At 43.5% G+C, this 26,689-nt stretch carries 23 protein-coding genes; 13 read left to right on the forward strand and 10 right to left on the reverse strand.

The features are described 5' to 3' along the window. Positions 1-90 precede the first annotated feature (90 nt). Positions 91-660: a DUF3109 family protein gene (locus tag GVT53_RS18260; protein WP_166249914.1), complete on the forward strand. Its 570-nt coding sequence runs from the start codon at positions 91-93 to the stop codon at positions 658-660. On the opposite strand, the gene GVT53_RS18265 is transcribed toward GVT53_RS18260, so the two are convergent. The 4 genes from GVT53_RS18265 to GVT53_RS18280 all read right to left on the reverse strand — a co-directional run bounded on the left by GVT53_RS18265 (position 653) and on the right by GVT53_RS18280 (position 6,857). Then, positions 653-2,554, reverse strand: coding sequence for a tetratricopeptide repeat-containing sensor histidine kinase (locus GVT53_RS18265; RefSeq protein WP_240905076.1), 1,902 nt, complete (start codon positions 2,552-2,554; stop codon positions 653-655). The two genes, GVT53_RS18260 and GVT53_RS18265, sit on opposite strands and share 8 nt — an antisense overlap. Positions 2,555-2,635: 81 nt before the next feature. Then, positions 2,636-3,370 carry a LytR/AlgR family response regulator transcription factor gene (locus GVT53_RS18270; RefSeq protein WP_166249916.1) on the reverse strand — a complete coding sequence of 245 codons (735 nt, stop codon included), beginning with the start codon at positions 3,368-3,370 and terminating at the stop codon, positions 2,636-2,638. A 1,115-nt stretch (positions 3,371-4,485) separates the two neighbouring features. Continuing rightward, entirely contained in the window at positions 4,486-5,139 is a 654-nt protein-coding gene (locus GVT53_RS18275; protein WP_166249917.1) for a gluconate 2-dehydrogenase subunit 3 family protein, read from the reverse strand. Beyond that, the gene (locus tag GVT53_RS18280) at positions 5,139-6,857 is read right to left on the reverse strand and encodes a GMC oxidoreductase (RefSeq protein WP_166249918.1); all 1,719 of its coding nucleotides are present in this window, start codon (positions 6,855-6,857) and stop codon (positions 5,139-5,141) included. The genes GVT53_RS18275 and GVT53_RS18280 overlap by 1 nt, the downstream gene beginning before the upstream one ends. 136 nt (positions 6,858-6,993) lie before the next feature. On the opposite strand from GVT53_RS18280, the gene GVT53_RS18285 reads away from it, so the two are divergent. From GVT53_RS18285 to GVT53_RS18305, 5 genes are all read left to right on the forward strand, one after another. Further along, complete coding sequence (locus GVT53_RS18285; protein WP_166249919.1) at positions 6,994-7,992, forward strand: sugar phosphate isomerase/epimerase family protein; 999 nt, start codon at positions 6,994-6,996, stop codon at positions 7,990-7,992. 24 nt (positions 7,993-8,016) lie between these two features. Next, positions 8,017-8,460 carry a DinB family protein gene (locus GVT53_RS18290; RefSeq protein ID WP_166249920.1) on the forward strand — a complete coding sequence of 148 codons (444 nt, stop codon included), beginning with the start codon at positions 8,017-8,019 and terminating at the stop codon, positions 8,458-8,460. A gap of 23 nt (positions 8,461-8,483) precedes the next feature. Beyond that, positions 8,484-9,713 (forward strand): nucleoside permease, encoded by a 1,230-nt coding sequence (locus GVT53_RS18295; RefSeq protein WP_166249921.1) that lies wholly within the window; start codon positions 8,484-8,486, stop codon positions 9,711-9,713. 97 nt (positions 9,714-9,810) lie between these two features. Further along, positions 9,811-11,049 (forward strand): MFS transporter, encoded by a 1,239-nt coding sequence (locus GVT53_RS18300; protein ID WP_166249922.1) that lies wholly within the window; start codon positions 9,811-9,813, stop codon positions 11,047-11,049. A gap of 24 nt (positions 11,050-11,073) precedes the next feature. Next, on the forward strand, positions 11,074-12,210 hold the full coding sequence (locus GVT53_RS18305) for a Gfo/Idh/MocA family protein (protein ID WP_166249923.1): 1,137 nt from the start codon (positions 11,074-11,076) through the stop codon (positions 12,208-12,210). Positions 12,211-12,255: 45 nt separating this feature from the next. Here GVT53_RS18305 and GVT53_RS18310 read toward each other — a convergent pair whose 3' ends face one another. Then, positions 12,256-12,720 (reverse strand): ASCH domain-containing protein, encoded by a 465-nt coding sequence (locus GVT53_RS18310; protein WP_166249924.1) that lies wholly within the window; start codon positions 12,718-12,720, stop codon positions 12,256-12,258. A gap of 11 nt (positions 12,721-12,731) precedes the next feature. Beyond that, on the reverse strand, positions 12,732-14,435 hold the full coding sequence (locus GVT53_RS18315) for a GMC oxidoreductase (RefSeq protein WP_166249925.1): 1,704 nt from the start codon (positions 14,433-14,435) through the stop codon (positions 12,732-12,734). 142 nt (positions 14,436-14,577) lie between these two features. On the opposite strand from GVT53_RS18315, the gene GVT53_RS18320 reads away from it, so the two are divergent. From GVT53_RS18320 to nadD, 6 genes are all read left to right on the forward strand, one after another. Beyond that, positions 14,578-15,630 carry a sugar phosphate isomerase/epimerase family protein gene (locus GVT53_RS18320; RefSeq protein ID WP_166249926.1) on the forward strand — a complete coding sequence of 351 codons (1,053 nt, stop codon included), beginning with the start codon at positions 14,578-14,580 and terminating at the stop codon, positions 15,628-15,630. After that, complete coding sequence (locus tag GVT53_RS18325; protein WP_166249927.1) at positions 15,627-16,373, forward strand: 3-keto-disaccharide hydrolase; 747 nt, start codon at positions 15,627-15,629, stop codon at positions 16,371-16,373. The genes GVT53_RS18320 and GVT53_RS18325 overlap by 4 nt, the downstream gene beginning before the upstream one ends. Positions 16,374-16,410: 37 nt before the next feature. Further along, on the forward strand, positions 16,411-17,130 hold the full coding sequence (locus GVT53_RS18330; protein ID WP_417941845.1) for a 3-keto-disaccharide hydrolase: 720 nt from the start codon (positions 16,411-16,413) through the stop codon (positions 17,128-17,130). Positions 17,131-17,214: 84 nt separating this feature from the next. Continuing rightward, positions 17,215-18,072: a YicC/YloC family endoribonuclease gene (locus GVT53_RS18335; protein WP_166249929.1), complete on the forward strand. Its 858-nt coding sequence runs from the start codon at positions 17,215-17,217 to the stop codon at positions 18,070-18,072. Continuing rightward, positions 18,069-18,665, forward strand: coding sequence for a guanylate kinase (gene gmk / locus GVT53_RS18340; protein WP_166249930.1), 597 nt, complete (start codon positions 18,069-18,071; stop codon positions 18,663-18,665). The genes GVT53_RS18335 and gmk overlap by 4 nt, the downstream gene beginning before the upstream one ends. A 3-nt stretch (positions 18,666-18,668) precedes the next feature. After that, positions 18,669-19,253, forward strand: a complete 585-nt coding sequence (nadD, locus tag GVT53_RS18345) for a nicotinate (nicotinamide) nucleotide adenylyltransferase (RefSeq protein ID WP_166249931.1) — start codon at positions 18,669-18,671, stop codon at positions 19,251-19,253. Position 19,254: 1 nt separating this feature from the next. On the opposite strand, the gene GVT53_RS18350 is transcribed toward nadD, so the two are convergent. Both GVT53_RS18350 and GVT53_RS18355 read right to left on the reverse strand, forming a co-directional pair. Next, positions 19,255-19,977: a DUF6503 family protein gene (locus GVT53_RS18350; RefSeq protein ID WP_166249932.1), complete on the reverse strand. Its 723-nt coding sequence runs from the start codon at positions 19,975-19,977 to the stop codon at positions 19,255-19,257. A 36-nt stretch (positions 19,978-20,013) separates the two neighbouring features. After that, positions 20,014-22,287 carry an inorganic phosphate transporter gene (locus GVT53_RS18355; protein ID WP_166249933.1) on the reverse strand — a complete coding sequence of 758 codons (2,274 nt, stop codon included), beginning with the start codon at positions 22,285-22,287 and terminating at the stop codon, positions 20,014-20,016. A gap of 149 nt (positions 22,288-22,436) precedes the next feature. Between GVT53_RS18355 and dgt the strand changes: the two genes are divergently transcribed. Continuing rightward, entirely contained in the window at positions 22,437-23,795 is a 1,359-nt protein-coding gene (dgt, locus tag GVT53_RS18360; RefSeq protein ID WP_166249934.1) for a dGTP triphosphohydrolase, read from the forward strand. Here dgt and GVT53_RS18365 read toward each other — a convergent pair. Continuing rightward, positions 23,792-24,850 (reverse strand): DUF3078 domain-containing protein, encoded by a 1,059-nt coding sequence (locus tag GVT53_RS18365; RefSeq protein WP_166249935.1) that lies wholly within the window; start codon positions 24,848-24,850, stop codon positions 23,792-23,794. The genes dgt and GVT53_RS18365 overlap by 4 nt on opposite strands. Continuing rightward, entirely contained in the window at positions 24,841-26,619 is a 1,779-nt protein-coding gene (locus GVT53_RS18370) for a 1-deoxy-D-xylulose-5-phosphate synthase (protein ID WP_166249936.1), read from the reverse strand. The genes GVT53_RS18365 and GVT53_RS18370 overlap by 10 nt, the downstream gene beginning before the upstream one ends. Positions 26,620-26,689: the final 70 nt, after the last annotated feature.

Genomic DNA, 26,689 nt, shown 5'->3' on the forward strand with positions numbered 1-26,689 from the left:
GTAAAAAAGACTTTTGGATGACATAAAATGTTTATAAATCATCAATTTTTTGGTTTTGATTTACCTTTGCCAAAAAAATAAGGCGAAACCATGTTCCAGATAGGAAAAACCATTGTATCCGAAGAGATACTGGAAAACGATTTTGTGTGCAACTTAAATGCTTGTAAGGGTGCCTGTTGTGTTGGAGGGGAATATGGTGCCCCATTGGAGGATTCCGAGACCGATAGGCTGCTCAATATTTATGATGAGGTTAAACCCTTTTTGCGTCCCGAAGGCATAGCCGCCATTGAAGAGCACGGAGTGTTTGTAAAGGGAGAGGACGGGGAATGGGAAACCCCTTTGGTGAACAATAATGAATGTGCCTATGTGATTTTCTCGGACGATGGCATAGCCAAATGTGGCCTGGAAGCTGCCTATGAGGCCGGCGCAACCAAATGGAAAAAGCCCATATCGTGCTATTTGTACCCGGTTCGCACAAGGGAGTATTCAGAGTTTACGGCGGTCAATTACCACAAATGGGAAATCTGCGATCCGGCCTGCTCTTTGGGCAAGGAACTAAAGGTGCCCATATATAAGTTTGTAAAGGATGCGCTCATCAAAAAGTTTGGAAAGGCTTGGTACCAAGAATTGGAGCAAGTGGCCTCGGAAAGCTCTAAATAGTGGGTATGTCCAGCACTACTTTGGTGCCAATAGGGTCTCCGTTCTCATCGAAAAGGTCCAAAATATCCACATCAAATTTATTCTGGTAGTCCTTGGCAAAATTGGCCAATCGTTCCTTGGTGATACGAATGCCCAGGGACTTCTTTTTTAGTACCCGGTTTTCTTTGTTCAGTTCGGCCATGGTACGTCCCACCCCGTTGTCCACAATTTCAATGGTCACATGTCCCCTGTCCTTGTGCTTCACATTGATCTGTATTTTTTTCTCGCCCTCTTTTGGGGAGAGCCCGTGCCACAGGGAGTTTTCCAAGAAAGGCTGCAGTGTCAAAGAAGGGATTTTGATATTGTCAATATTGATACCTTCCTCCACTTCGATTTTAAAATCTATTTCGTTGGAGAAGCGGATGTTTTCAATGTTCATGTACAATTCCATGGTGCCCAGTTCTTCTGCCAGCGGAATCTCTTTTAGGGACGATGCTTCCAGAATTTTACGGACGAGCTTGGAAAATTTGTTCAGGTAATGAACGGCATTTTTTTGCTCATTGTTTATAATATATAGCTTTATGGAGTTTAGGGAGTTGAACAGGAAATGCGGGTTCATTTGGCTGCGCAGCATCTGTTGCTCCAAGGTAAGCACCCTCTTTTCGTTCTTGCTCTGGTATTGTCTGTAAAGAATATAGAGTATGGAAGATATCAACCCAACGATCAAGGCACTGACCAAAAGGGTCGTCTGGTTTTTCTTGAGCCGTAGTCGAACAATTTCATTTTCCTTGGCCAAAACGGCGATTTGATTGTTTTTTTTGTCGTTTTCGTACTTTATGATAACGTCGTTCATGTACCGTAGGTTGGTAGCGCTGGAAATCTGCTTGTCGTACTCGTCAGCTTTTTTATAGAATTCGTAGGCGCTCTTAAAATCTCCCTTGGCATTTTCCAAGTCCGACATTTTCTCATACCCGTACAAGATGGTGCTCGGAATGTTTCGGTTTTGTGCCATTTGCAGCCCTTCCATAATGTGGTCCTCTGCTTCTTGGTACTCGCCCAGTTTGGTGTGGGCCCAACCCGAATTGATATAGATGACCGAAGCCATTGAAAGGTCGCCTATCTTTTTGGATTCATCCATCAGGGGTTCCAAAAGTACAAGGGCCAGGTATGGCATATCTTGTTTTAGGTAGATTTGGGCAAGGCTGTTCTTGCAGATCACGCGCCCAATGTCCGACCCGATCTCTTCGTTGTAGGCCAGGGACTTTCGGTAGTTTTCCAAGGCAGCTTCCAAATCGCCCTTTTCCTCTAGGCAATGTCCAATGTTTTGATGGTTGATGGCCAAGCCCAATTTGTTTCCGAGTTCCTCTTCCAGTTTAAGGGCCCTTCGGAACTGTAATATGGCCAGATCATACTGTTCCAAGGTTTGGTAGAGGTTCCCAATACCATTCAAGGAAACATTGATGCTCCTTTTGATATGATGGGAGGGATCTTCTACCTGTTCGGCCAGCTCAAGTGCCTTTTGATGAAAGTCCAAGGCGGTTTTAATGGCGTCTGTACGCCTATAGACCACACCGAGCATATTGAGGCTAAGAATCCTAAAATCGGTATTGCCTGCTTCTTCTGAGACTTTGAGTGCTTGTTCGTGCAGTTTTACGGCCTTATCATATTGTGATATGTTCCGGTATTTCATCCCCAACATGTTCAATGCATAGGATTTCCCCTCCAGATACTCGTTTTTTTCGCTCAAATCGGCAAAATACCTTAAAAGTGTTGTATCCCTTTTTTCGGAAGAGAGTTCCCCATCGAGAGATTCGTATGTCTTGGATCTGAGCTGTACCAAAGTCTCGGCTTTGTCCACAAACTCTTCTGAAATTTTTTGTGCCTGTAAAGTGCTTAAAAAAGAAAACAGCAACAAGGTTAATAGAGAACCGGTTCGTACTCGATGTAGGTTTTCAATAAGGAGGAACTTTACGATAGGCACGGGAACATTACGGGATTATAGCATATCCAAAAAGTCGGATTTTTTTTGCCGGGAGACTGGTATTCTATGATTGGATTCCAAAACCACATAACCATCGGTTTTAAGGAATTCCTTTATTTTATTTAGATTGATGATGTAGGAATTATGGATTCTGAAAAAACTGCTTTCCGGTAAAAGGGCATTTACTTCCTTTAGTTTTTTGGTGAGAAGGATTTTTTGGCCATCCTTTAAAAAAATGGTACTGTAGTTTCCGTCCGATTCCGCATACAGGATTTCATCACTGTTCAAAAACACCAACTTGCCATCCGTATTGATGGTTATTTTTTTGCTCTGCGACTCTGAATTAAAGTTAAGCAGAATTTTTTCCAACCGCTCAACGGTCAGATTCTTGGCGTTGAACTTTTTTATTTTGGCTATGGTCTCTTCCAGATCGTCGGAGTCTATGGGCTTGAGCAAGTAGTCGATGGCCTCGTTCTTTAGGGCTTGGAGGGCATACTGGTTGTAAGCTGTTGTTATGACCACGGGAAAATCCTTGTTTTTTAGGTTTTTTATAAACTGGAACCCGTCCATGGCGGGCATTTCAATATCCAAGAACAAACAATCGGGCGTGTTCTTTTCCAAATAGTCCAAAGCTTCCCTGGCATCGGTAAAAGATGCGATAATATCCACTTCGTCGCTCAAGTTGGTAAGTTCCCAGCTCAAGCTTTGTAGGGCTTTTATTTCGTCATCGACTATTACGGCTTCTAGCATAATCTAATATAGGTTATACCAAAATTAGAATTATTCTTTACATGGCAATAAAATTATGTGTTAATGGATATTTAGCACGTATAACTGGTATAAAAAGGGAAATCAGGTGAAAATTACCAGGTTTTTTAAGCTTTGAACAAATGTTTAAAGAAATCGAAAGCTGCTTGCCCCGACCCAAAAACCAATTATACATAAAACAGAACAGTTTATACATAGACACCATATGAGTGGAATTTAGTTGTCTATATTCGGCATGTCAAAAATAAAAGGACACTCTTTTAATAGCCATAACAATGAAGAAATGTGCAATATTGTTTTTGATTTTGGTAGTGGCTCTGTTTTTTGCCGCGTTATCAGAAAGGAACAACACCCAATTGGGATCTGATTGGAACAAAGTTGTTGCGAGGAAATAGCCTTGCAAGACCAGCTCTTAAAAATTTTGTATTACCAAATAATTGTACGGCCACGGCAACCAATCTTTTGATTGTATAAACCGCTTGCACAATTAACTTCGGTTTGGCCATAATCTGGATTTGATTTTAGGTTTCGGGGGAACTACCTAGGACGAAAAAGGATTTGTTGAGGCTCAATTGAAGCGGCCGTACTCTTTGGTAATATTCGGCCTTTGGCCTGTTCATCATAAAAGCAAGACCAAGTAAACATACAACTGTGTTACTTGGTCTTTTGTTTTTTACAGATTTTGTAAGGTATTGCGCATAATATGGTTCCATTCCTAGATTTCAACACCTTATGTTAAAAACTTTGCGGCTGATTTTGCCGGTGGACCTTTAAAAACTCAGGGTAATTTTAAATCTTTGCCGTGTTGACTTAAGGACTCAATTGTGTAAATCCTACTTACTGAAAAGGATAGGATTTTAAAATTGTTTTTGAAAAATCTTCAACAAATTACTGTGCATTGAATACAGCTATTGCTGTACTGCGTATACAGTTATTTTGTACCAAAAACGGTACAGGTGATAGTGTTTATTGATTTAATACCTCGGATAAGTTCACCCCACAAAAGAACATCCGAGGTATTTTTGTATAGAGCGCATCACATAAAAAAACCCCCAAGCATTTGGAGGTTTTTTAGTTTTATGGAATGTTATCTAGCCTTAGATAGACCAGGCTTTTCCGCCTGTCAAGGTTTCAAGGTCACCACAGCCGATGTATTCGCCGGGAATTGGTAAATAAGCCAATACTTCCTCACCAACATATTCTGATGATTTATAGGCCCATGTGGCCAAGTCCCTTAAATCGTTGGCAAAAGAGAATCGGGCAATATCTTCGTCCAGGCTAGCCTTACCTCCTTGCATAATAGCTTGCATATAGTTCATGATGGCTTCGGAATGTACTTTTTCCTCTTCATCCGAACGCTTTCTAAGATAGGCTTGCAATGCAGGCTCTATATCCGCAGCTTCGATATCCATTAAAGAATCTTTGCCCGAATCCAATAGGACCTTATCGTAGAACTTGTTCATTTTCATGACGACAAATTCTCTTTGGTTCAATGGCATTACTTCGTCCAAATAGGCATCTATGAATGTATGGACGTTTACCTCGGTCGCAGAGGGCGTGTCCGTTTTAGGAAGAATCACATCCAACGTTTGGGCCATGGCATATCCTTGTTCTTTGCTCAAGAAACTAGGTGTCCACTCCGCATATGCAGGCTTGTCCTTGCAACTTTGCAATAGCGATAACAATGTTGGCGTGGCCACGGCGTAACCGAAGGCCATCCCCATATTTTTAAGTGCTGATCTTCTTTCCATTATATATTTCCTTTTTTAAGTTCTTGGGCCGCATGGTTGGCTGCCCTTGCCGTAAATGCCATATACGTCAACGATGGGTTTACACAGCTTGCAGATGCCATAAAGGCACCATCGGTAACATATACGTTCTCACATCCGTGTACTTGGTTGTTGCCGTTTACAACGGAAGTCTTTGGATCTCGTCCCATTCTTGCGGTACCCATTTCGTGGATACCCAGCCCCAATGCATATTGCGCATCGTAAGGGGTAATGTCTTTTGCGCCTGCTTTTTCAAGCATTTGAACGGCTTGATCTTGCATGTCTTTTCTCATGTTCAGCTCATTCTCACGAATTTCTGCATCAAAAGTAACAGTAGGAAGACCCCATTTGTCCTTTTTGTCGTAATCCAAGGTCATTTTATTGTCATGGTAAGGCAAAATTTCACCGAACGCGAGCATGTTCATTGTCCAGCCTCCCGGGGTAAGAACTGCATCCTTGTAATCTTTACCAAACGAAGCTTCCGCAATCAATTCTTCATAATTGCCTCTACCTGCACCCCCTTGGTAGCCATAACCACGTTTAAAGTTTTTCATATCGGAATCACCGCCAAGGTTTCTAAATCTTGGGATGTAGATTCCGTTTGGTTTTCTACCCTTGTAGTATTTGTCTTCATACCCATCAAACTTACCGGATGCGCCTACCAAGAAATGGTGATCCATAACATTGTGGCCCAATTCTCCGGAGTCGTTTCCTAAACCATTAGGGAATCTATCCGATTTGGATTGCATCAAAATGGAAGTGGATGCTATGGCAGAAGCACAAAGGAAAATAACCTTTGCCTTGAACTCGAATTCTTCTTTGGTCTCCCTATCGATAACTTTTACTCCCGTTGCTTTTTTGGTGTTTGGGTCGTAAATAACCTCGTGTACAATGGAGTCTGGTCTAAGCGTCATGTTTCCTGTAGCTTCGGCAGCTGGCAATGTAGAGGAAACACTGCTAAAGTATGCTCCGAAAGGACATCCTCTAATACAACGGTTCCTAAATTGACAACGAACACGGCCGTCACCATCAAACTGTTTGTCACTGTTTATGTGGGCCACCCTACCTGCGGTAATCACACGGCCACCAAAATGTTCGGCGACCTTGCCCCTTACATGATCCTCTACACAATTGAGTTCCATCATGGGCTCAAACTGTCCATCGGGAAGTTGGGGGAGACCTAAATTTTCACCGGATACACCGATATAACTTTCAACTTTATCGTACCAAGGGGCAATGTCCTTGTAGCGTACTGGCCAATCTACGGCAATACCTTCGTTTTTGTTGGCCGAAAAATCAATGTCGCTCCAACGGTAGCTGTGTCGTCCCCACATAATGGAACGTCCACCTACGTGGTAACCTCTCATCCAATCGAAACGTTTGGTCTCGTTGTAAGGATGTTCCAGATCGTTCACAAACCAATGCTTGGAAGCTGCACCGGTGGTGTAACCGGTTCTGGATTGTTTTTCCTGTTGTTTAACATCTTCTCGGGTTGCTCTGCCCCCATGCTTAAAATCCCAGTCGTCCATGTTGGCCGTTGGATAATCTTCTCGGTGCTTTACCATGGGGCCACGCTCCAAGACCAAAGTCTTGAGACCGTTTTCGCACAATTCTTTTGCAGCCCAACCACCGCTGATACCCGTACCTACCACGATGGCATCATAGGATTCCTGCTCCTGATTGTAATAAAATTTACTCATTTATTCGGATTGTTTATTTGCTAAATGTATTAATTATTAAATTAATTTTCTACATTTAATCCCTATGTTTATTGAGAATTCAGCACTATAACGTTGTAGTTTTTGGATTCAGCACTAAATTAACTAACGTAAAAATATGAACAGAAGTAGTTTAGCACAGAAAAGTATTGCCACAGTTATTGCCGTGGCTTTTTTGGGATTTTATTCCTGTAAACAGAATTCAAAGAAGGAAACAGCAGAGGAATCTGCAACTGAAATGGAAGTGGTAGAGGATACTAAACCGGACATTAAGCTTTCTTTGGCACAATGGTCCATCCACAAAATGATCTTTGAAGAAAGCGTTGATCCCTACACGTTTGCCGAAAAAGCAAGCGAATGGGGTTTTGAGGGATTGGAATATGTGAGCGCTCTTTATTATAAGGAACTGCAAGCAGCGAATTTTTCCGAGGAGGCCATGAACAACTGGGTAGAAAAGAGTAAGGCCGAAAGTGAAAAATATGGATTGAAGAACCTTTTGATCATGGTGGACGGCCAAGGCGACATCGCTGTTCCGGATGAAGCCGAAAGAACAAAAGCAGTGGAAAACCACTATAAATGGGTAGATGCAGCTGCAGCTTTGGGTTGCCACTCCATCCGCGTTAACCTTAACGGAAGCATGGAACCAGAGGTATGGATGCCGGCATCCGTTGCAGGGCTTACCCAATTGGCCACATACGCCAAGGACAAGAACATCAATATAATTGTAGAAAATCACGGAGGGCCATCTTCCAATGCCCAAATGTTGGCGGACGTTATGGAAAAAGTGGGCATGGACAATTGTGGTACATTGCCGGATTTTGGAAATTTCTGCATCAAAAGGGAAGAAGGCGACTATTATTCGTCCAAATGTTTGGAAGAGTATGATAAATATAAAGGTGTAAAGGAATTAATGCCCTATGCGAAGGGAGTTAGCGCCAAGTCCTATAATTTTGACGAAGAAGGAAACGAAACCGTTGTGGATTATCCAAGGATGATGGACATTGTCCTGGACGCCGGATACGAAGGGTATGTCGGTGTAGAGTACGAAGGCTCCGAACTTAGCGAAGAAGAAGGAATATTGGCCACCAAGCAACTTTTGGAAAAAGTATTGGAGTAAATTCAAAAAAACATTAATGGATTGATGAAGGGATTTTTACAACAGCTCTTCGATTACAATTTTTATTGTAACAAAAAAATAATTGGACAATGCAGTGGTCTGGACAAGGTTCCGGACAACTGCATTAGACTTTTTAGCCACATTCTCAATGCCCATCATATTTGGAACCAAAGAATGATGCAATCCCCAACTGATTTTGGTGTTTGGGACCTGCATGATATCAATACATGGGAAGACATTCATTACGACAATCAACGGACTTCCTTTGAAATTGTATCCAATACCGATGATCTAGAACAGCGAGTGGAATATACGAACAGTAAGGGAGCGGGTCATTCCAATCAACTCAAGGATATCCTGTTTCATATCATCAACCATTCCACGCACCATCGAGGACAGATTATGGTGGAGTTCCGAAATGCCGGAATTGAGCCCGAACCTCTGGATTATGTATATTACAAAAAATAAAACCCAATTAACCAATACCTCACATGAATAGTAAGACCAAATTCCAACTCTCCTTTATGATGTTCCTCGAGTTTTTTATCTGGGGAGGTTGGTTTGTTACCCTGGGAACATTCCTTGGGAATAATCTCGAAGCAACAGCAGGACAATCCTCGATGGCCTTTTCCACACAATCTTGGGGTGCCATTATTGCTCCGTTCATTATAGGGCTCATTGCCGACAGATATTTTAATGCCGAACGAATTTTAGGAGTACTGCACCTTATCGGTGCATTTTTAATGTACCAGATGTATCAATCGGACAATTTTGCCGCTTTCTATCCATACGTATTGGGCTATATGATTTTGTACATGCCAACATTGGCCTTGGTAAATTCCATATCCTTCAATCAAATGAAGGACCCGGCAAAGGAGTTCTCGAATATCCGTGTGTTTGGCACCATTGGCTGGATTATCGCAGGGCTGGTAATAAGCTACCTTTTTGTTTGGGACTCTCCAGAAGCCTTGGAGGCGGGAATGCTTAAAAATACATTTTTGATGGCAGGAATCGCTTCGGGAATTTTGGGTCTATTCAGCTTCACATTGCCAAAGACTCCACCAAAGGTGGACAAAAGCGAAAAAGTGACCATTTCCGATGTTCTGGGACTTGATGCATTGAAACTGTTGAAGGATAAAAACTTCTTGGTGTTCTTTATATCATCAGTATTGATTTGTATCCCGTTGGCTTTTTACTATCAAAATGCCAACCCGTTCTTGGCAGAAATAGGGTTGCCAAACCCAACAGGTAAAATGGCCATCGGTCAAATTTCCGAAGCACTTTTTATTCTGGCACTTCCTTTCTTCTTTACCAGATTCGGATTTAAGAAGACCATATTGGTGGGTATGCTGGCCTGGACGGTCCGTTACCTGTTGTTTGCATACGGTAATGCGGATGAATTGTCGTTTATGCTGATCATTGGAATAGCCTTGCACGGAATTTGTTACGATTTTTTCTTTGTATCCGGACAGATCTATACCGATACCAAAGCTGGGAAAAAGTACAAAAGTGCCGCTCAGGGATTGATCACATTGGCCACCTATGGAGTGGGCATGTTGATAGGTTTCTGGATCGCTGGACAGATTACCGATTCACTTACCATGGAAGACGGTGCCCATGTCTGGGAAAGCATTTGGATCTATCCTGCAGCATTTGCAGCAGTGGTGTTTATACTATTTGCGTTGATATTCAAAAACGAAAAAGTAGAATATAAATCCTAGGTGACCGGGAATGCACATGCTCGGACATCCTTTGATTTAAATATGATCAAAATAGGACATAAGATTATAGATACAACCAAAATTAACTGAAACAAAAATGAAAAACGTAAACAAGAATCAGCTATTTCTAGCAGCCTGTATATCGCTGGTGGTCACATCCATGACCTTTGCCATTAGGGCTGGTATATTGACCCAATTAGGGGAGGAGTTCATGCTTTCCAATCAACAATTGGGTTGGATAAACAGTATGGGCTTTTTTGGATTCCCCATTGCCATGATCTTTGGCGGATTGCTCTACAATAAAATCGGAGCACGTAAACTTATGGTAACGGCATTTGTCTGCCATATGCTTGGGTTGATCCTAACTATAATGGCAGGAGGTTTTTGGACACTGATTATATCCACCTTCTTTATTGGCTTTGCCAATGGTTCGGTGGAAGCGGCCTGTAATCCAATGATCGCCGATATGTTCACCAAGAACAGGACGGCAATGCTGAACAGGTTCCACGTATGGTTCCCTGGAGGAATTGTGATCGGCTCACTTATCTCCAAGTTCATGACCGACTTTGGAATGGGTTGGCAATTACAGATTGCGGTAATGTTGATACCTACGCTTATCTATGGATATATGTTCTTTAAGCAACAGTTTCCGGAAAGCGAGCATATCGAAACGGATACCACCAAGAACATCAAAGGTCTGGCAGACCCGTTGTTCATTTTTATCATGTTGTGTATGACCCTTACTGCGATATCCGAATTTGGACCCCAGCAATGGGTAGAACGTATTTTGGGCAATTCTGGCGCGAGCCCCATGTTGGTGTTGGCCATGGTGACCGGTATTATGGCCATAGGACGATACTTTGCAGGGCCAATCGTACATAGGCTGAACCCCATAGGAGTGTTGGTCATGTCTGCCTTGATCACTACGGCAGCAGTGTATAGCATGAGCGTTGCCGAAGGTTCCATGATTTATCTGGCAGCCGTTCTTTTTGCGTTGGGAGTTTGTTATTTTTGGCCTACCATGATCGGGTTTACTTCCGAATATCTCCCAAAAACGGGAGCATTGGGAATGTCCTTGGTAGGTGGAGCAGGAATGTTCTCCACGGCCATTTGGCAACCTGTGATCGGTGGATGGCTGGACACTGCAAAAGAAACGGCGATTTCAACCGGATTGGCCGATGAGGTAGCGGAACTGGCAGCAGGAAAGGCTACCTTGGGAAAAATGATGTTCTTCCCGCTGGCCGTGTTGATTCTGTTTTCCATTTTGTTCCTGTTCCGAAAGAAATTGGAAGAAAGAAGGGTGCCACAAGGGCATACCGAAGAAGAAGTAGTATAATTAAAGAAAATAAAACAATAGAAAATGCCTAAAAAGATCAGACTTGGAATCCTTGGGGGGGGAGGCGATTCCCTCATAGGTGTGCTGCACAGGGTAGCAGCATTTATTAACGATAATTATGAGATAGTCGGTGCGGTATTCAACCCAGACCATGAGGACAGTATCGCCTTTGCCAAGGAAATAGATATTCCTACCAATCGTATCTATAAAGATTTTGATACGTTGATAGAAGAAGAAATGAAATTGCCGGAAGATGAACGTATTCAAGTATGTTCCATTCTTACGCCCAACTTCTTGCACTTTCCCATGGCGAAAAAGTTGTTGGACAACGGTTTCCATGTCATTTGTGAAAAACCGATGACGACTACTTATGAAGAAGCCAAAATTCTTCAAGAAACCCTTAAAGAGGTCAAAAAAGTATTTGCCGTGACACACACGTACACAGGTTATCCCATGGTGCGCCAAATGCGCGAGATGATAAAGGACGGTGTCATTGGAAAAGTACACAAAGTTGATGCACAATATTATCAAGGTTGGATGAACCCCATTATCCACGATAAGGAAAAGAGAGGAACCGTATGGAGGCTCGACCCCAAAAAAGCGGGAATCAGTTCCTGTATGGGAGATATCGGTGTACACGCCTTTAACATGATAGAATACACCACTGGTCTCCAGGTGCAATCCTTGCTATGCGATTTCAATTATATGTATGATGACAATGTCATGGATATGGATGGTACCGCCCTTATACGTATGGACAAGAACGTAAAAGGAGTCATTAGGGCCAGTCAAGTTGCTACGGGAGAAGAAAACAATCTGACCATAGCCATTTACGGCCAAAAAGGTGGTTTAAAATGGGAACAGGAAAACCCTAATTACCTCTACAAATTGAACGACCCGGAGCCATTGCAGGTATACAAACCAGGTCACGAATACAATTCCAAACTGTCTTTAGATGGAACCAAGTTGCCCCCGGGACACCCAGAAGGTATTTTTGACTCTATGGCCAACATCTACTTAGGTGTTGCAAGAGCCATCCGCGGGGAAGAATACAACGATGGTGAATTCCCAACCATGATGGACGGTGTACGTGGTCTAAATTTTATAGAGAACACAGTGGCATCCCACAAACAAGGAAATATTTGGGTAGATATGGATTAAGGTCCATTCAAAGAAATATAGATGATGGCTGCCCATGGGCAGCCATTATTTTTTATAGAGCATCTCGAACTGCTCGAACACCACGATCATACTCTCAGTGGGTCTGGTCCTTAATTTGGACAGTTCCCGCGTGTAATAATCCCAGTGGACTTTTTTCCAATAATCCAGGCTTTTATCGCCTTCACCCTCCAAGCGGGCATGCTCTTCCCTAATGCTAAAATAGGGCAGCAACTTTACAGCAGTGGTCCGAATAATGCATTTGGCATCCCCGTTCCAATCCGTTACCACATAAAAATCACCGATTTTGGGCAGAGCTTCATTGCGGAGCTGTATTCCTTTTAGGGAATGTGTGGTGGCCCTTTTGGTCTCTTTACAGACTAAATCGGCACACAAATTGGCATCTTTTTCATTATCACAAAAATGAATGACCTTGGGCGCATCTTCAGAAGCAAACTCCAAATGGGCATCCAAAAAGTCGCCCCAAAGATTTCGGGCAGAAGCATTTTCCATAAGTAGGGTTTTTAAGCAAATTTATTTTGTTTGAACTGTTCCGCAGCATGGTTGGCAGCCCTTGCCGTAAATGCCATATACGTTAAAGATGGGTTTACGCAACTGGCTGAGGTCATAAAGGCACCATCGGTAACGTATACATTGGGAACTGCATGTAGTTGGTTATGTTTGTTGAGTACGGAGGTTTTTGGGTCGCGGCCCATACGGGCGCCTCCCATTTCGTGAATGCCCAGACCGGGACCGGTTTCCCTGTCGTACGTGGAAATGTTCTTAAAGCCTGCCGCTTTCAACATTGCCACGCCCTCTTCTTTTATGGCCTCCCGCATCTTATATTCGTTCTCCTTGAATTCAACATCAAAATCCAGTTGGGGCAGTCCCCATTGATCTTTTTTCTCTTTGCTCAACGTTACGCGATTGTCATGGTAAGGTAGCATTTCTCCAAAGCCGCTTAATCCAATTTCCCAGCCGCCAGGTTGTAATATAGCCTCCTTAAGTGCCTTCCCATATCCCATTTCCGCTACCATTTCTGACCAATCGCCCCTGTTGGCGCCACCTTGATACCCAAAACCTCGAATGAAATCGGAGCGTTTGGTTTTCTCGTCCAAATTAACAAACCTCGGAATATAAACTCCGTTGGGTCTTCTACCCTTGTAGTATTTATCCAAATGTCCATCGACCTTGGCAGATGCACCGAGTTGGTAGTGATGGTCCATGATGTTTCGACCAAGCTGGTCATGCTCGTTCCCCATTCCATTGGGAAACCTGTTGGATTTAGATTGTAGCAGAATACCCACCGATGCCATGGAAGAGGCACAAAGAAAGACAATCTTACTATTGAATTCCAATTTTTCATGCGTTTCCGCATCTATGATTTTTACGCCGGTCGCCTGGTTCCGATTTTGATCATAGACCACTTCGTGTACAATCGAATTTGGTCTCAAGGTCAAGTTTCCGGTTCTTTCCGCAGCGGGCAATGTTGATGAGTTGCTGCTGAAATAACCGCCAAAAGGGCATCCTCTCCAACAACGGCTACGGTATTGGCAAGGTCCTCGACCCATAAAATCGGTGGTGTTTTCTGTAATATGGGCGGCGCGCCCAATAGTGAGCAATCGGCCATCATCAAACTTTTTGCTCAGCGACTCCTGGAGTTCCTTTTCAACACAGTTGAGTTCCATGGGGGGCTGAAAAATCCCATCGGGCAGTTGTTTGAGTCCCAAAGCCTGGCCGCTAACGCCTATGTAGGATTCAACCTTGTCGTACCATGGGGCAATATCTTTATAGCGTACCGGCCAATCCACGGCAATGCCTTCCTTCTCGTTTGCCTCAAAATCAATATCGCTCCATCTGTAGCTCTGCCGACCCCAGGTCAAGGATCTTCCCCCCACTTGGTAGCCCCTGATCCAATCAAAACGTTTGGTCTCTTGGTAAGGGTGTTCCAAATCGTTCACAAAAAAGTGTTTCACGTCTTCTTTGGGTGCCCATCCGACCCTAAGTTGTTTATGATATTTTTCTTTGTCCTCACGGGAAAGCTCCCCTTTTAAGCTATAATCCCACGAATCATCGTTCATGGTCTTATAATCTTCGATATGCTTTACCATGGGACCTCGTTCCAACACCAATACGTTGAGTCCGTTTTCGCATAATTCCTTGGCGGCCCAACCGCCACTTATGCCCGTTCCTACAACAATGGCATCATAAACTTTGTTTTCAATCACTTTAATGTTGTTTTAATTGTTAGCTAATCCCTATATTTATGTTTTTCTACATGAGACCTAAAAATAGCATAGTTTTTTTCTTAAATATAAAAGATAAATCCCAATTTACTTGGGATTTACTAATTCCTTAAATTTTAACTAAATGAAGACAATTAAAGGACCGGCCGTATTTCTGGCGCAGTTTGTGGACAGTCAACCTCCGTTCAATACTTTGGATGGTATGTGCAAATGGGCTTCAGATCTTGGATACAAAGGGATCCAGATACCAACTTGGGAATCCTTCCTGATAGATTTGGACAAAGCGGCCGAAAGCCAAGATTACTGTGATGAGCTAAAAGGAAAAGTAAATTCTTATGGTTTGGAGATTACCGAGCTCTCCACGCACTTGCAAGGGCAATTGGTAGCGGTGCATCCTGCCTATGACATTATGTTCGACAATTTTGCTCCAGAAGCGTTGCACGGAAAACCAAAAGAGCGCACCAAATGGGCCATAGAGACCGTTAAAAAAGCTGCTACGGCAAGCCGAAGATTGGGACTGGACGTGCACGCAACATTTTCGGGTTCCCTACTTTGGCATACGGCGCACCCGTGGCCCCAAAGACCTGCCGGATTGGTAGAGATGGGGTTTGAGGAATTGGCCAATAGATGGATGCCCATCCTTAATCATTTTGATGAGCAGGGCGTAGATGTTTGTTATGAGATCCATCCCGGGGAGGACCTTCACGACGGCGATACTTTCGAACGCTTTTTGGAAGCCACAGGGAATCATAAAAGGGTGAATATTTTGTACGACCCAAGTCACTTCGTGCTCCAACAACTGGATTATATAGCCTATATCGACCACTATCATGAGTTTATAAAATCGTTCCACGTGAAGGATTCCGAGTTTAATCCAACAGGAAAAAAAGGAGCCTTTGGCGGTTACAACGATTGGGGGGATAGAGCAGGTAGGTACCGTTCTTTGGGCGATGGACAGATAGACTTCAAGACCATCTTCTCCAAATTGACCCAATACGGATGTGATGTATGGGCCGTGATGGAATGGGAATGCTGTATAAAAAGCCCGGAGCAGGGAGCCCGCGAAGGTGCGAAATTCATCCAAGACCATATTATAGAAGCAACCACAAAAACATTTGATGATTTCGCAGGAGCGGACATTGATGAACAAAAACTTAAAAACATATTAGGATTATGAAAAAACCATTGTTGTTTATAGCTCTTACAGCAGTATTTGCCTGCAAGGACAAACCAAAGGAAAACAAAGAAGAAGTTCAAGAAGAAATGACGGAGGTAGTTGAAGAAAAAGAACCTGAATGGACCACCCTGTTCGACGGGACAAGTTTTGACGGTTGGCACATGTACAATGGGGGAGAGGTAACCGAACCTTGGAAACTGGAAGATGGGGCCATGGTGTTTTACCCAATGGAAGAAAGACCCGAAGGAGCCAACTACAACTTGGTTACCGATGAAGAGTTTACCGATTTTGTACTGACCCTGGATTGGAAGATCGCCGAAGGAGGAAACAGTGGATTCTTTTGGGGCGTAAAGGAAGGGGAGGAATATGGCCAACCCTACGTTACCGGTCCGGAAATTCAAGTTTTGGATGACGAGAGACATCCTGATGCAAAAAATGGCGAAGATCGTTTGGCGGGATCCTTGTACGACATTGTTCCACCATCTGAAAAAGTGGTGAAACCAGCGGGCCAATGGAACTCCGTGGAATTGATGATCAATCACAAGACCAACCAAGGTCATGTAATTTTGAACGGGACCAAAATTGTGGAGTTTCCGTTAGAAGGTCCAGAGTGGGACAAATTGATCGCCAATTCCAAATTTGCCGACTGGGAAGATTTTGCCGCCTTTAAAACGGGGAAAATCGGATTGCAGGACCATGGCAATAAGGTAGCCTTCAGAAATATCATGATTAAAGAACTATAGGATGAAAAGATTGAGATATACTTTGGGAATAGTTGCCATGATGACAGGTTTCTTCATCAATGCTCAGGAAGTAGAGCCCACAAAACCCGAAGCGACCGAATTATATAAACCTGTTCCGCCAAAAGTAACACCCGGTGAGAACGGGGCGCCTCCAAGCGATGCCATTGTATTGTTCGATGGTACCTCGTTGGAGAAATGGATAAGTACCGCGGACAGTACTGCCGCCAAATGGACTTTGAACAAGGACGGTAGCATGACCGTGAAGGATAGAACTGGAGACATCCAGACCAAGCAGAATTTTGGGAGCATTCAGTTGCACATTGAATGGAAATCACCTGCCGAAGTGCAACGAGATGGCCAAAATAGGGGAAATAGCGGAATCTTTCTGAACGGACTCTACGAAGTTCAAGTGTTGGATAACAATGACAACGACACCTATGTAAACGGCCAAGTCGCCTCCATATACAAACAGCATACACCCTTGGCAATGGCCTCTGTGCCCACTGGGGAATGGAATACCTACGACATTATTTATCATGCACCCGAGTTTGAAAAAGGTCAAAAAGTAAAGTCCGGCACCCTGACCGTGATCCATAACGGTGTTCTGGTTCAAGATCATGTGGAGATCAAAGGAACTACCCCATACATCGGTTGGCCCAAAAACCCACCACATGGAAAGGGGCCGCTTAGGCTTCAGGATCATGGGGACAACAGTAGGGTGAGCTTTAGGAATATTTGGGTAAGGGAGTTGAATTAACTCCCTTTCACCATTTGCCAGATAGAATCTTTAAAGTGCCAGTAACCTATTTTGGTTACCTTTGGCAAAATTTATCATACGTCTATGATTCAATCCATGACAGGCTTTGGGAAGCATATTGTACAGCTTCCTTCCAAAAAGATTACCATAGAGCTCAAATCGCTCAATAGCAAAAGTTTGGACATCAATGCCAGGCTTCCGCAAATTTATCGCGAAAAGGAACTGGAGCTGCGTAAAATGATTGCAGGCGCTTTGGAAAGGGGAAAGGTCGATTTTAATCTTTATGTCGAAATTACCGGCGAGGAGACTACTTCGGAAGTCAATCAAGGCGTTGTCAAGAATTATATGGACCAATTGGCCAATATTGTCAAAGGAGACGATATTAAACTATTGGAGATGGCCCTGCGTATGCCCGATACCTTAAAAACCGATAAGGACGATATTGATGATGAGGAGTACAAGTCCATAATCGAGGCTATGAACGAAGCCCTGTCCAAAATAGTCGAGTTTAGGAATGAAGAAGGAAAAGTCTTGGAGGAAGATTTTGTTGAGCGCCTCAAAAAACTAAATGGGTTATTGGAAAAGGTGAATACCATGGACCCAGAACGATTGGGTACTGTGCGCGAGCGATTGGAAAAAGCGGTTGCCGACCTAAAAGTAGAACTGGATGCCAATAGGTTTGAGCAAGAACTCATCTATTATTTGGAAAAATACGACATTACCGAAGAAAAGGTCCGTTTGGCCAACCACCTAAAATATTTTGAATCGACCTTGAACTCCGACGATTCCAACGGTAAAAAATTGGGCTTTATCTCTCAGGAAATCGGAAGGGAAATCAACACCATAGGATCCAAGGCAAACTATGCACCCATGCAACAATTGGTGGTGCAAATGAAAGACGAGTTGGAAAAAATCAAAGAACAAATGCTGAATGTGTTATGACGGAAGGCGGTAAACTCATTATTTTCTCTGCACCATCCGGCAGTGGAAAAACAACCATTGTGAAACATTTGTTGAATCAACCCGAACTCAACTTGGCCTTTTCCATTTCGGCCACTTCCCGTCCGCGAAGAGGAAAGGAAAAGAACGGGGTCAACTATTATTTTATGTCCGTTTCCCAATTTAAGAGGCACATTAAGGACGGTGATTTTTTGGAATGGGAAGAGGTATACCGGGACAATTTTTACGGAACCTTAAAAAGCGAAGTGGAGCGTCTTTGGGCAGAAGGAAAAAATGTAATTTTTGATATAGACGTATCCGGTGGGCTCCGAATCAAAAAGAAATTTCCCGAGAAAACATTGGCCGTATTTGTAAAGCCGCCCAGTGTGGACGAATTGAAAATCAGGCTTAAAAAGAGGAGCACCGAAAGTGACGACAAAATCAATATGCGGATAGCAAAGGCCTCTGTGGAGCTTGCTACCGCCCCTCAATTTGATAAGGTCATCAAAAACTACGATTTACCTGTCGCCTTGGACGAAGCCCATAAATTGGTGGCCGATTTTCTCGGTGTCGAGATACCTCCAAAAGAAAACTAGACCATGAAAAAGGTAGGGCTCTTTTTTGGGACCTTCAACCCCATACACATTGGCCATTTGGCCATTGCCAACCATTTGGTGGAGTTTTCGGACTTGGATGAGGTTTGGTTCGTAATCACCCCACAAAGTCCGTTCAAGGTGAAGCAATCGCTTCTGGACAACAACCATCGGTATCAAATGGTTTTCGAGGCAGTTCAAGATTATCCCAAGTTAAAGCCCAGCAAAATAGAGTTCGACCTACCGCAGCCCAACTATACGACGAATACACTGGCGCATTTGGACGACAACTATGGCAAAGACCATCAATTTTCGCTTATCATGGGGGAGGATAACTTGAAGGGTTTCCATAAGTGGAAGAACTACGAAACCATATTGGAACAGTATTCCATTTATGTTTATCCTAGGGTTTCAGAGGGCAAAGTGGAGCATCAATTTAAGGGCCATCCAAAAATTAGCCGGGTCGATGCACCGATTATGGAAATTTCCTCCACCTTTATACGAAAGGCCCACAAGGCAGGTAAAAACATCCGTCCTTTGCTGCCAAATACCGTTTGGAAGTATATGGATGAGATGAATTTTTACAGATAGACTATCCGGCAGCCTTATACAAGGTGTCCGTTCCCAAATATTTATCGTCCTTGTTCATGTACCACGCTCTGGTCTTGGGCATTTTTATCCCTTCGATTTTCTCCAGGCCTTTTAATATGATGTATTCTCCATCATTTTTACTTTCATCGTGATAGAATTGATAAACTTCCATGGCGTAGGTGGTTGGGTCAAAGTAAAAGTACCAAGTGTCTTTTCCGATTTCGGCATCGTAGGTGACCTTTAAAACAATATAATCTTTGCCTTTGAATGTTTTCTTTTCAGTTTTTGGGTCCAAGTTGGTTCCTGGGTCGTTCAGCTTCATGGGCAGGCCGTAGAGGTAGGTGTAGTAATCTTTCATGAAACGGCCGCGTTCGCAGTCCAGTTTAAGCTCCTTGGCTTCTTTTTGGGTAAATTCCTTGCTCCCGTTTAGGGCGATTTCGCAGGATGAGTTTTTAATTTGGTAGGAATACGTGTCATCTCCTTGGGATACATTCAGATTAAATTCCTGTTTTGGAAAATCTACCGAGATAACGCTGGTTCTTTCTGGACGGTTTGGAGTTTCCATTACCACTTTAAACGTAGCTTTCAAGCTTTCCCAATGATTGTTCGGGTCGTGAAAGGCAATCGCCTTTTTTAAGACCTCTTCCGCAGGAATTGATTGTGAAAGTCCGGAGGCAACGGATAGCAGACCAAAAACCAGTAGGGCAAAACAATATCTTTTCATCCCATAGAAATTAATATGGACGAAAAGATACCGTTTTTATTTTTTTTCGATGGTCGCAGGTCTGACCGAGCTATCATGTTCTGCATAATAGAGTTCCAATAGATCCATCATTGCGGCTATCAAATCCCTACTTTCCAATAGCAATGAGAAGTATAAAGTGGTGTTCTTTGGACTGGACTCCTCGGTTCTGGTGCGGGATACCTGTCTGTTTATTTTTTGTGAAACAAGTTCGTTCAATTCTCCCTTGGTGGCAAGTATGTCGCCTATTTGCTCAAAGGATCGATCAAGAAAGGCCTTTTCCGTAACTTCAAAGATAGCTTCCAATTTTTGGTCGATTTCTTTGAGTTCCTTGATTTGGTTGTATTTTAATTTTTTGTGATTGTTGTTGACATGGTTGTAACTCACCTTTCCAATATATTCCAGGGACTGCGACATATCCGTAAGGTAATCCATGATATTGATGTAAAAGTTACTGGCACCAATATGGGCTTCCTCTAAATTTTTGATGAAGTAGAACGTATCATTTCTAAGTCCATCTATTTCCGAGGATAATTTTTTACTTTGCTTTTTGTTCTTTTTCAAAAAGTCGAGATCGTGCTTGGACAATCCCCGAATGGAATTTGAATAAATGCGATTACTTCTCTTGATCACATTGGCAATGTTGGCCGCGCTTTCTTCTATCACTCCTTGGATCGAACTGCTTTCGGCTTTTCTTAAGCTGTCCTCGGCCTTGCTTTCCTCTTTCTTTCTTGTATGGCTCAAGTAGTTTCTTCCAATCAGCAAAGCTGCTAGCGACAAAAGAACGATTAGGGCTATAAAACCACCTAAGTGGATCAGATAAGCGATTATGGCAGCGGAAACAAATGCACAGATGGCGGTGAAAAACCATCCACCTATTACGTTAAGCACACCGGCGACCCTGTAAACTGCGCTTTCGGAGCCCCAAGCCCTATCGGCCAAAGAGCTGCCCATGGCGACCATAAAGGTTACATATGTAGTGGACAAAGGAAGCTTCATGGAGGTTGCAATGGAAATGAGCACACTGGCCACCATAAGGTTTACCGATGCCCTTACCATATCAAATGCAGGTTGGTCCTGTGTTTTTCCCTTCGGAATATAATTGTTGGGCTTGGTAAATCTTTGGTCCAGTCTTTCTTTTGTGCTTTTCGGTATTATATTCGAGATACTGTCAAAAGCCGTGATGGAAAATTTTACGATTTGTCTGGACAAAAAATTGGGTTGAAAACGTTCCTCACCATCTCCTTCACGGGCAAGATTGATTTCTGTTTCGGTCACGTAACGTGCTTTGGTGGACAACCAAAGTGTAATAATCATTACCAAGCCGGAGATGAGCAGCAGATAAGTGGGCGTTTGTACGGCCTCGGCCAATCCGCCCATGGAGTATTCGGTTGCCGCAATCCCGGATGATTGCCAATCCTGAAAAGATTGGAGGGCCGCAATGGGAACCCCGATAAAGTTCACCAAATCGTTCCCGGCAAATGCCATGGCTAGAGCAAAGGTGCCCAAAACGATGATGATTCTGTAAATATTCTTTTTGAATATGGCCGTTAGCACCCAAGAAACGATGGCCCAAAATATAAAATTGGCAAAAAGGAAAAGCTCTGGTTTGGTTGCAGAAAATTCCAAAACGGCACCCTCCAAAAATTGAGCACCTTTTAAACCTTTTACCAAAATAAAGTAAATTATGGCAGTTATGGCCATTCCCCCAAAAATGGAACCGATCCATTTGGGTTGCTTTTCAAATTTGAAAGAAATCAGCAATCGGGATAAAAACTGTACCAATGCGCCAATGGTGAAGGCAATTGCCACGGACAACAAAATGCCAAATATAATCTCTGTTGCCTTTCCTGTGTTGATGTATCCGCCCAAGGCGTCGATTCCACCTCCTTCGCTGGTTACCTTTACCAAAGCTATGGCCACGGCCGCTCCCAATAGTTCAAAAACAATGGATACCGTTGTGGATGTAGGCATTCCCAAGGTGTTGAAAAAGTCCAGAAGGAGTACGTCCGTAATCATCACCGCCATAAAGATTATGATGATTTCGGCGAACACAAATTCCGAAGGATTAAAGATTCCCTTCCGAGCCACCTCCATCATACCACTGGAGGACATCGCCCCAAATGCGATTCCAATACTGGCGACGATCATAATGGTCTTGAAAGAAATAGCCTTGGACCCCAAAGCGGAGTTCAAAAAGTTCACCGCATCGTTGCTGACACCGACTACCAAATCGGTAATTGCCAAAACACCTAAGGCAATAACCATAAAAATGTAAATGTTCTCCCCCATTCTTTCAGAAATATGGCAAAAATGCCATTATAAATCCGCAATTAGGTTAATAAAATGTTACCAATATGCGGTGCTAAAAATATCAATATTTTCAATGTGTTGTATATAGGTTTGTCTTTTGGCATATATTCGTCACAAATTAAAGGCCGATGAACTGGGAGCAGTTACTCTCTTTAAAAAGATACGGGGACACGGGAAAACGTCTTCGCAAGGAACAGAACGAGACCCGACTAGGTTTCGAGGTAGATTATGACCGGATCATTTTTTCGTCCGCATTTAGAAGCCTGCAAGATAAGACACAGGTGTTCCCCATGCCTATTGCCGTAGGTTCGCAAAGGAATTTTGTGCATACGCGCCTAACGCACAGCATGGAAGTATCTGTGGTGGGAAGAAGTTTGGGGCGCATTGCCGGACAGCAGGTGTTGTCTAAATATCCGTTCCTGTCCGAAGTCCATGGTTATCATTTTAACGATTTTGGTGCCATTGTTGCCGCCGCCGCCCTGGCACACGACATTGGCAACCCCCCCTTTGGGCATAGTGGTGAAAAAGCCATCGGGAATTACTTTAAGCAGGGCAAGGGAAAGTTCTACGAAGATGTACTGACGCCGGAGGAGTTTCAGGATCTTATCGATTTTGAAGGCAATGCCAACGGATTTAAACTGCTCACGGAATCCCGCGAAGGGGTCCCGGGAGGACTACGTTTGAGCTACGCCACTTTGGGTGCCTTTATAAAATACCCCAAGGCCTCTCTGCCCAAAAAACCATCGAGGAACATTGCCGATAAAAAATTCGGGTTTTTCCAATCCGAGAAAGCGTTTTTTAATGAATTGGTGGAAGAAATAGGTCTCTTGCCCAACCCTGCCCATCCTAAAACCGGATTTTTAAGGCATCCGCTCACTTATTTAGTGGAAGCAGCGGACGATATATGCTATACCATCATCGATTTTGAAGATGGCATCAACTTGGGGTTGATTCCCGAGGAATATGCCTTGGAATATCTGATCAATTTGGTGAAGGACAACATCAATACCAAAAAGTACAATGCCATGACCACGTCCAGTGACCGCCTGAGTTATTTGAGGGCACTTGCCATAAGTACATTGATTGGCGATGCGGTGGAGGTTTTTGTAAAGAACGAGGATAAAATCCTGAATGGTGAATTTGATGCTTCACTGTTGGACAAGGGAAAATATATAGCTCAGGTTGATGATATTATTAAACTGAGCGTGGAAAAAATCTATCAATCCACCGAAGTTATAGATAAAGAATTGGCGGGGTATCGAATTATTTCGGATTTATTGGATATGTACACTACCGCGCTTATCAATGTAAAAGAGGGACAGGATACCAATTACGACCGGTTGCTCATCAAAAGTTTGCCCGAAAATTACAGGAACACAGATACATCGCTCTATAAAATATTGTTGGACACCAGTTGTTTTGTGGCCAGCCTATCCGATAGTGCCGCAGTGCATATCCACGATAAGTTGACCGGCAAAAAGATTTAAAACGAATAGAGCAATCCGACCCCCAAGAGCTGTTTGAACTGGATTTTTGCTACACCGGGGTTGATGACGGTCCCATCCTCTGCAACTTCCTCATCAAATTTGATGTCATCATCAAAGATGATGTGTGTGCCAATATTCGCATTCAGAAAATCATTTACCTTTAGATTGAAATTGAGTTCCCAATCCACATCAATGTTCCCAAAACTTCGCACATAATCGGTGTACAGGTTGAGCCGATGACTCATCAGTACATTGTTCGCAATCTCCGTTTCCCAAGTGTTGGTGACCAAAAAACCAAGTTCCAAAAACACCCTGTCCCCTGGTTCCACACCGAATGCGCCCTGATTGGAGAGGGCTTCATCCAGTACAAAGGTCGATTTCAAGGTAGCGGGCGAAATATAAAGGTTGAACTGGTCCTTTGGTGGGATATAGGAGGTACCCACACCGACAAACAAATATCCCGGGGCCATAAATCTTGAAATCGGTGTTTCCCGATCCGGATATTTATAACCATTGGAAAATTGTGTTCGAATGTTGGCCTTTACCGAGTAGTACCAATTGGTGATGGTGTCCTTTCTAAAACTGAGCGTTGTGGACAATCTAATCTGGTCGTCCGTTTTACGCAGTTTTCGTCCTTCTTGAGCGTTTAGCCCGTACCTGAGCTGGGCTTCATTGTTCCAACTCAGATACCGAAATTTGTAATTTCTGGCAAAGTCCGCGCTTGCAAGTGCCGAAACGGAGTTGTCGCCCCCCGCATTCCAGTTAACAAAAGCCACTTCGCTAATGTTGAGCCCGAATTTGTTGACCTTCTTCCAGAACGATGTCGGCTTGAACCGATTGTACCATATACTCAAAGGTTTTACCCTGTTCAGCACGGTACGTGGGTCGGTCAATTTTGCATTTCGGGTAAGGTATTTGAGCTTTACATCCTTAATGCGGATTATTTTAAAGGTACCATTGGTGCTATCAATTTCAAAAGCCTTTAATTGGGTTACCTGGGCATTGGCAGATAGAAAAACAGTTAGGAACAGAATCAAAAAACAATTTAATCGCATTGGGTTAAGGTTGATTGTATGTATGAGTGAATCGTATCAAAATCTATACCAGCCATTTTGTGGGTTTCGGAGGGTTCCCCATGATCTATGAATTGGTCAGGAACCCCAAATATTTTCACTGGTTTTGTTAGGCCCTCTTCATTGCCAAATTCGAGAACGGCAGAACCAAAACCTCCCATTTTTGTACCATCTTCCACAGTGATGATATGTTCGTAGGAGTTAAAAATGCTACGGAGGAGATTTCTGTCCAAAGGTTTTACAAAACGCATATCATAGTGCCCCAATGCTTCGGGGGCACTAAAGCCTGCAATAAGTTCGGAAATTCCATTTCCAATATCTCCAACAGTCAGTATAGCTATTTTGAATCCCTTTTTTAAACATCGGCCCGTACCTATCTCGATGGGTTCAAAGTCATTTTTCCAATCGATGTTTGCTCCCCGACCTCTTGGATATCGAATGGCAATAGGGCCATCGAGCCCCAATTGGGCTGTATACATAATATTTCTGAGCTCCATCTCGTTCATCGGGGCAAATACCGTAAGATTGGGAATACAGCGCAAGAAGGCCATATCAAAAACTCCATGGTGCGTAGGGCCATCCTGCCCGACCAATCCGGCTCTGTCCAAACAGAAAATTACAGGGAGTTTTTGTAGTGCAACATCGTGAATGACTTGATCATAGGCTCTTTGCAAAAATGTAGAGTAGATGTTGCAAAACGGAATCAACCCCTGTGTGGCCATACCCGCGGCCAAGGTAACGGCATGTTGCTCCGCGATGCCTACATCAAAAGCGCGCTCTGGAATTTCTTCCATCATAAATTTCAGGGAGCTGCCGCTCGGCATAGCTGGTGTAATCCCTACGATTTTTTCATTTTTTTGGGCCAATTCCACAATGGTATGCCCAAAAACATCCTGATATTTGGGCGGTTGCGCTTGCCCGGATTTTTTTAACCGTTCCCCCGTGGTCTTGTCAAATTTACCGGGGGCATGGTACACGACTTGGTCTTCTTCGGCTTGCTTTAAGCCTTTGCCTTTGGTCGTGATGATGTGGAGCAATTTTGGCCCATCAACATGTTTTAAACGTTCCAGTTCTGCAACAAGGGCTTTTAGGTCATGGCCATCAATAGGACCTGTATAGTTGAGATTAAGGCATTCAAAAATGTTCTCGTCCTTCGCGGTGCCGGCCTTGACATTGGTAAGGTATTTTTTTAACGCACCTACGCTAGGATCGATTCCGATGGCATTGTCGTTCAAAACAATCAAGGTGTTGACATCGGTCACGCCCAAATGGTTGAGGCCTTCAAAGGCCATTCCACTCGCGATTGATGCATCGCCCACCACGGCAATATGTTGTCTATTGAAGTCGTTTTTCAGTTTAGAGGCCATGGACATGCCAAGGATGGCGGATATGGCGGTGGAGCTGTGCCCCGTGCCAAAATCGTCATATTCGCTTTCACTGCGTTTTGGGAAACCGCTAATGCCCCCTAATTGTCGGTTGGTGTCGAAAATCTCTTTGCGGCCCGTCAAAATCTTGTGCCCGTAGGCTTGGTGGCCCACGTCCCAAATAAGTTTATCATACGGGGCATTAAAAACATAGTGAAGGGCAATGGTAAGTTCCACAACGCCCAAACTGGCACCTAAATGTCCCTCTTTGGTGGAAACAATATCAATAATAAATTCCCTCAATTCTTGCGCAAGCTTGGGCAACTCGTCCAAGGTCAATCTTTTGAGGTCTTCAGGGGATTCGATATGTTTTAACAGTCTTTCCAATGAATAAAAAACAAAAGTATCGATTCTCCCCAAAATTATTTTATGTGTAGCTTAGCAATCTGTTGAAAAA

It is taken from the genome of Flagellimonas oceani, assembly GCF_011068285.1.
In the GTDB taxonomy this organism is placed as follows: domain Bacteria; phylum Bacteroidota; class Bacteroidia; order Flavobacteriales; family Flavobacteriaceae; genus Flagellimonas; species Flagellimonas oceani.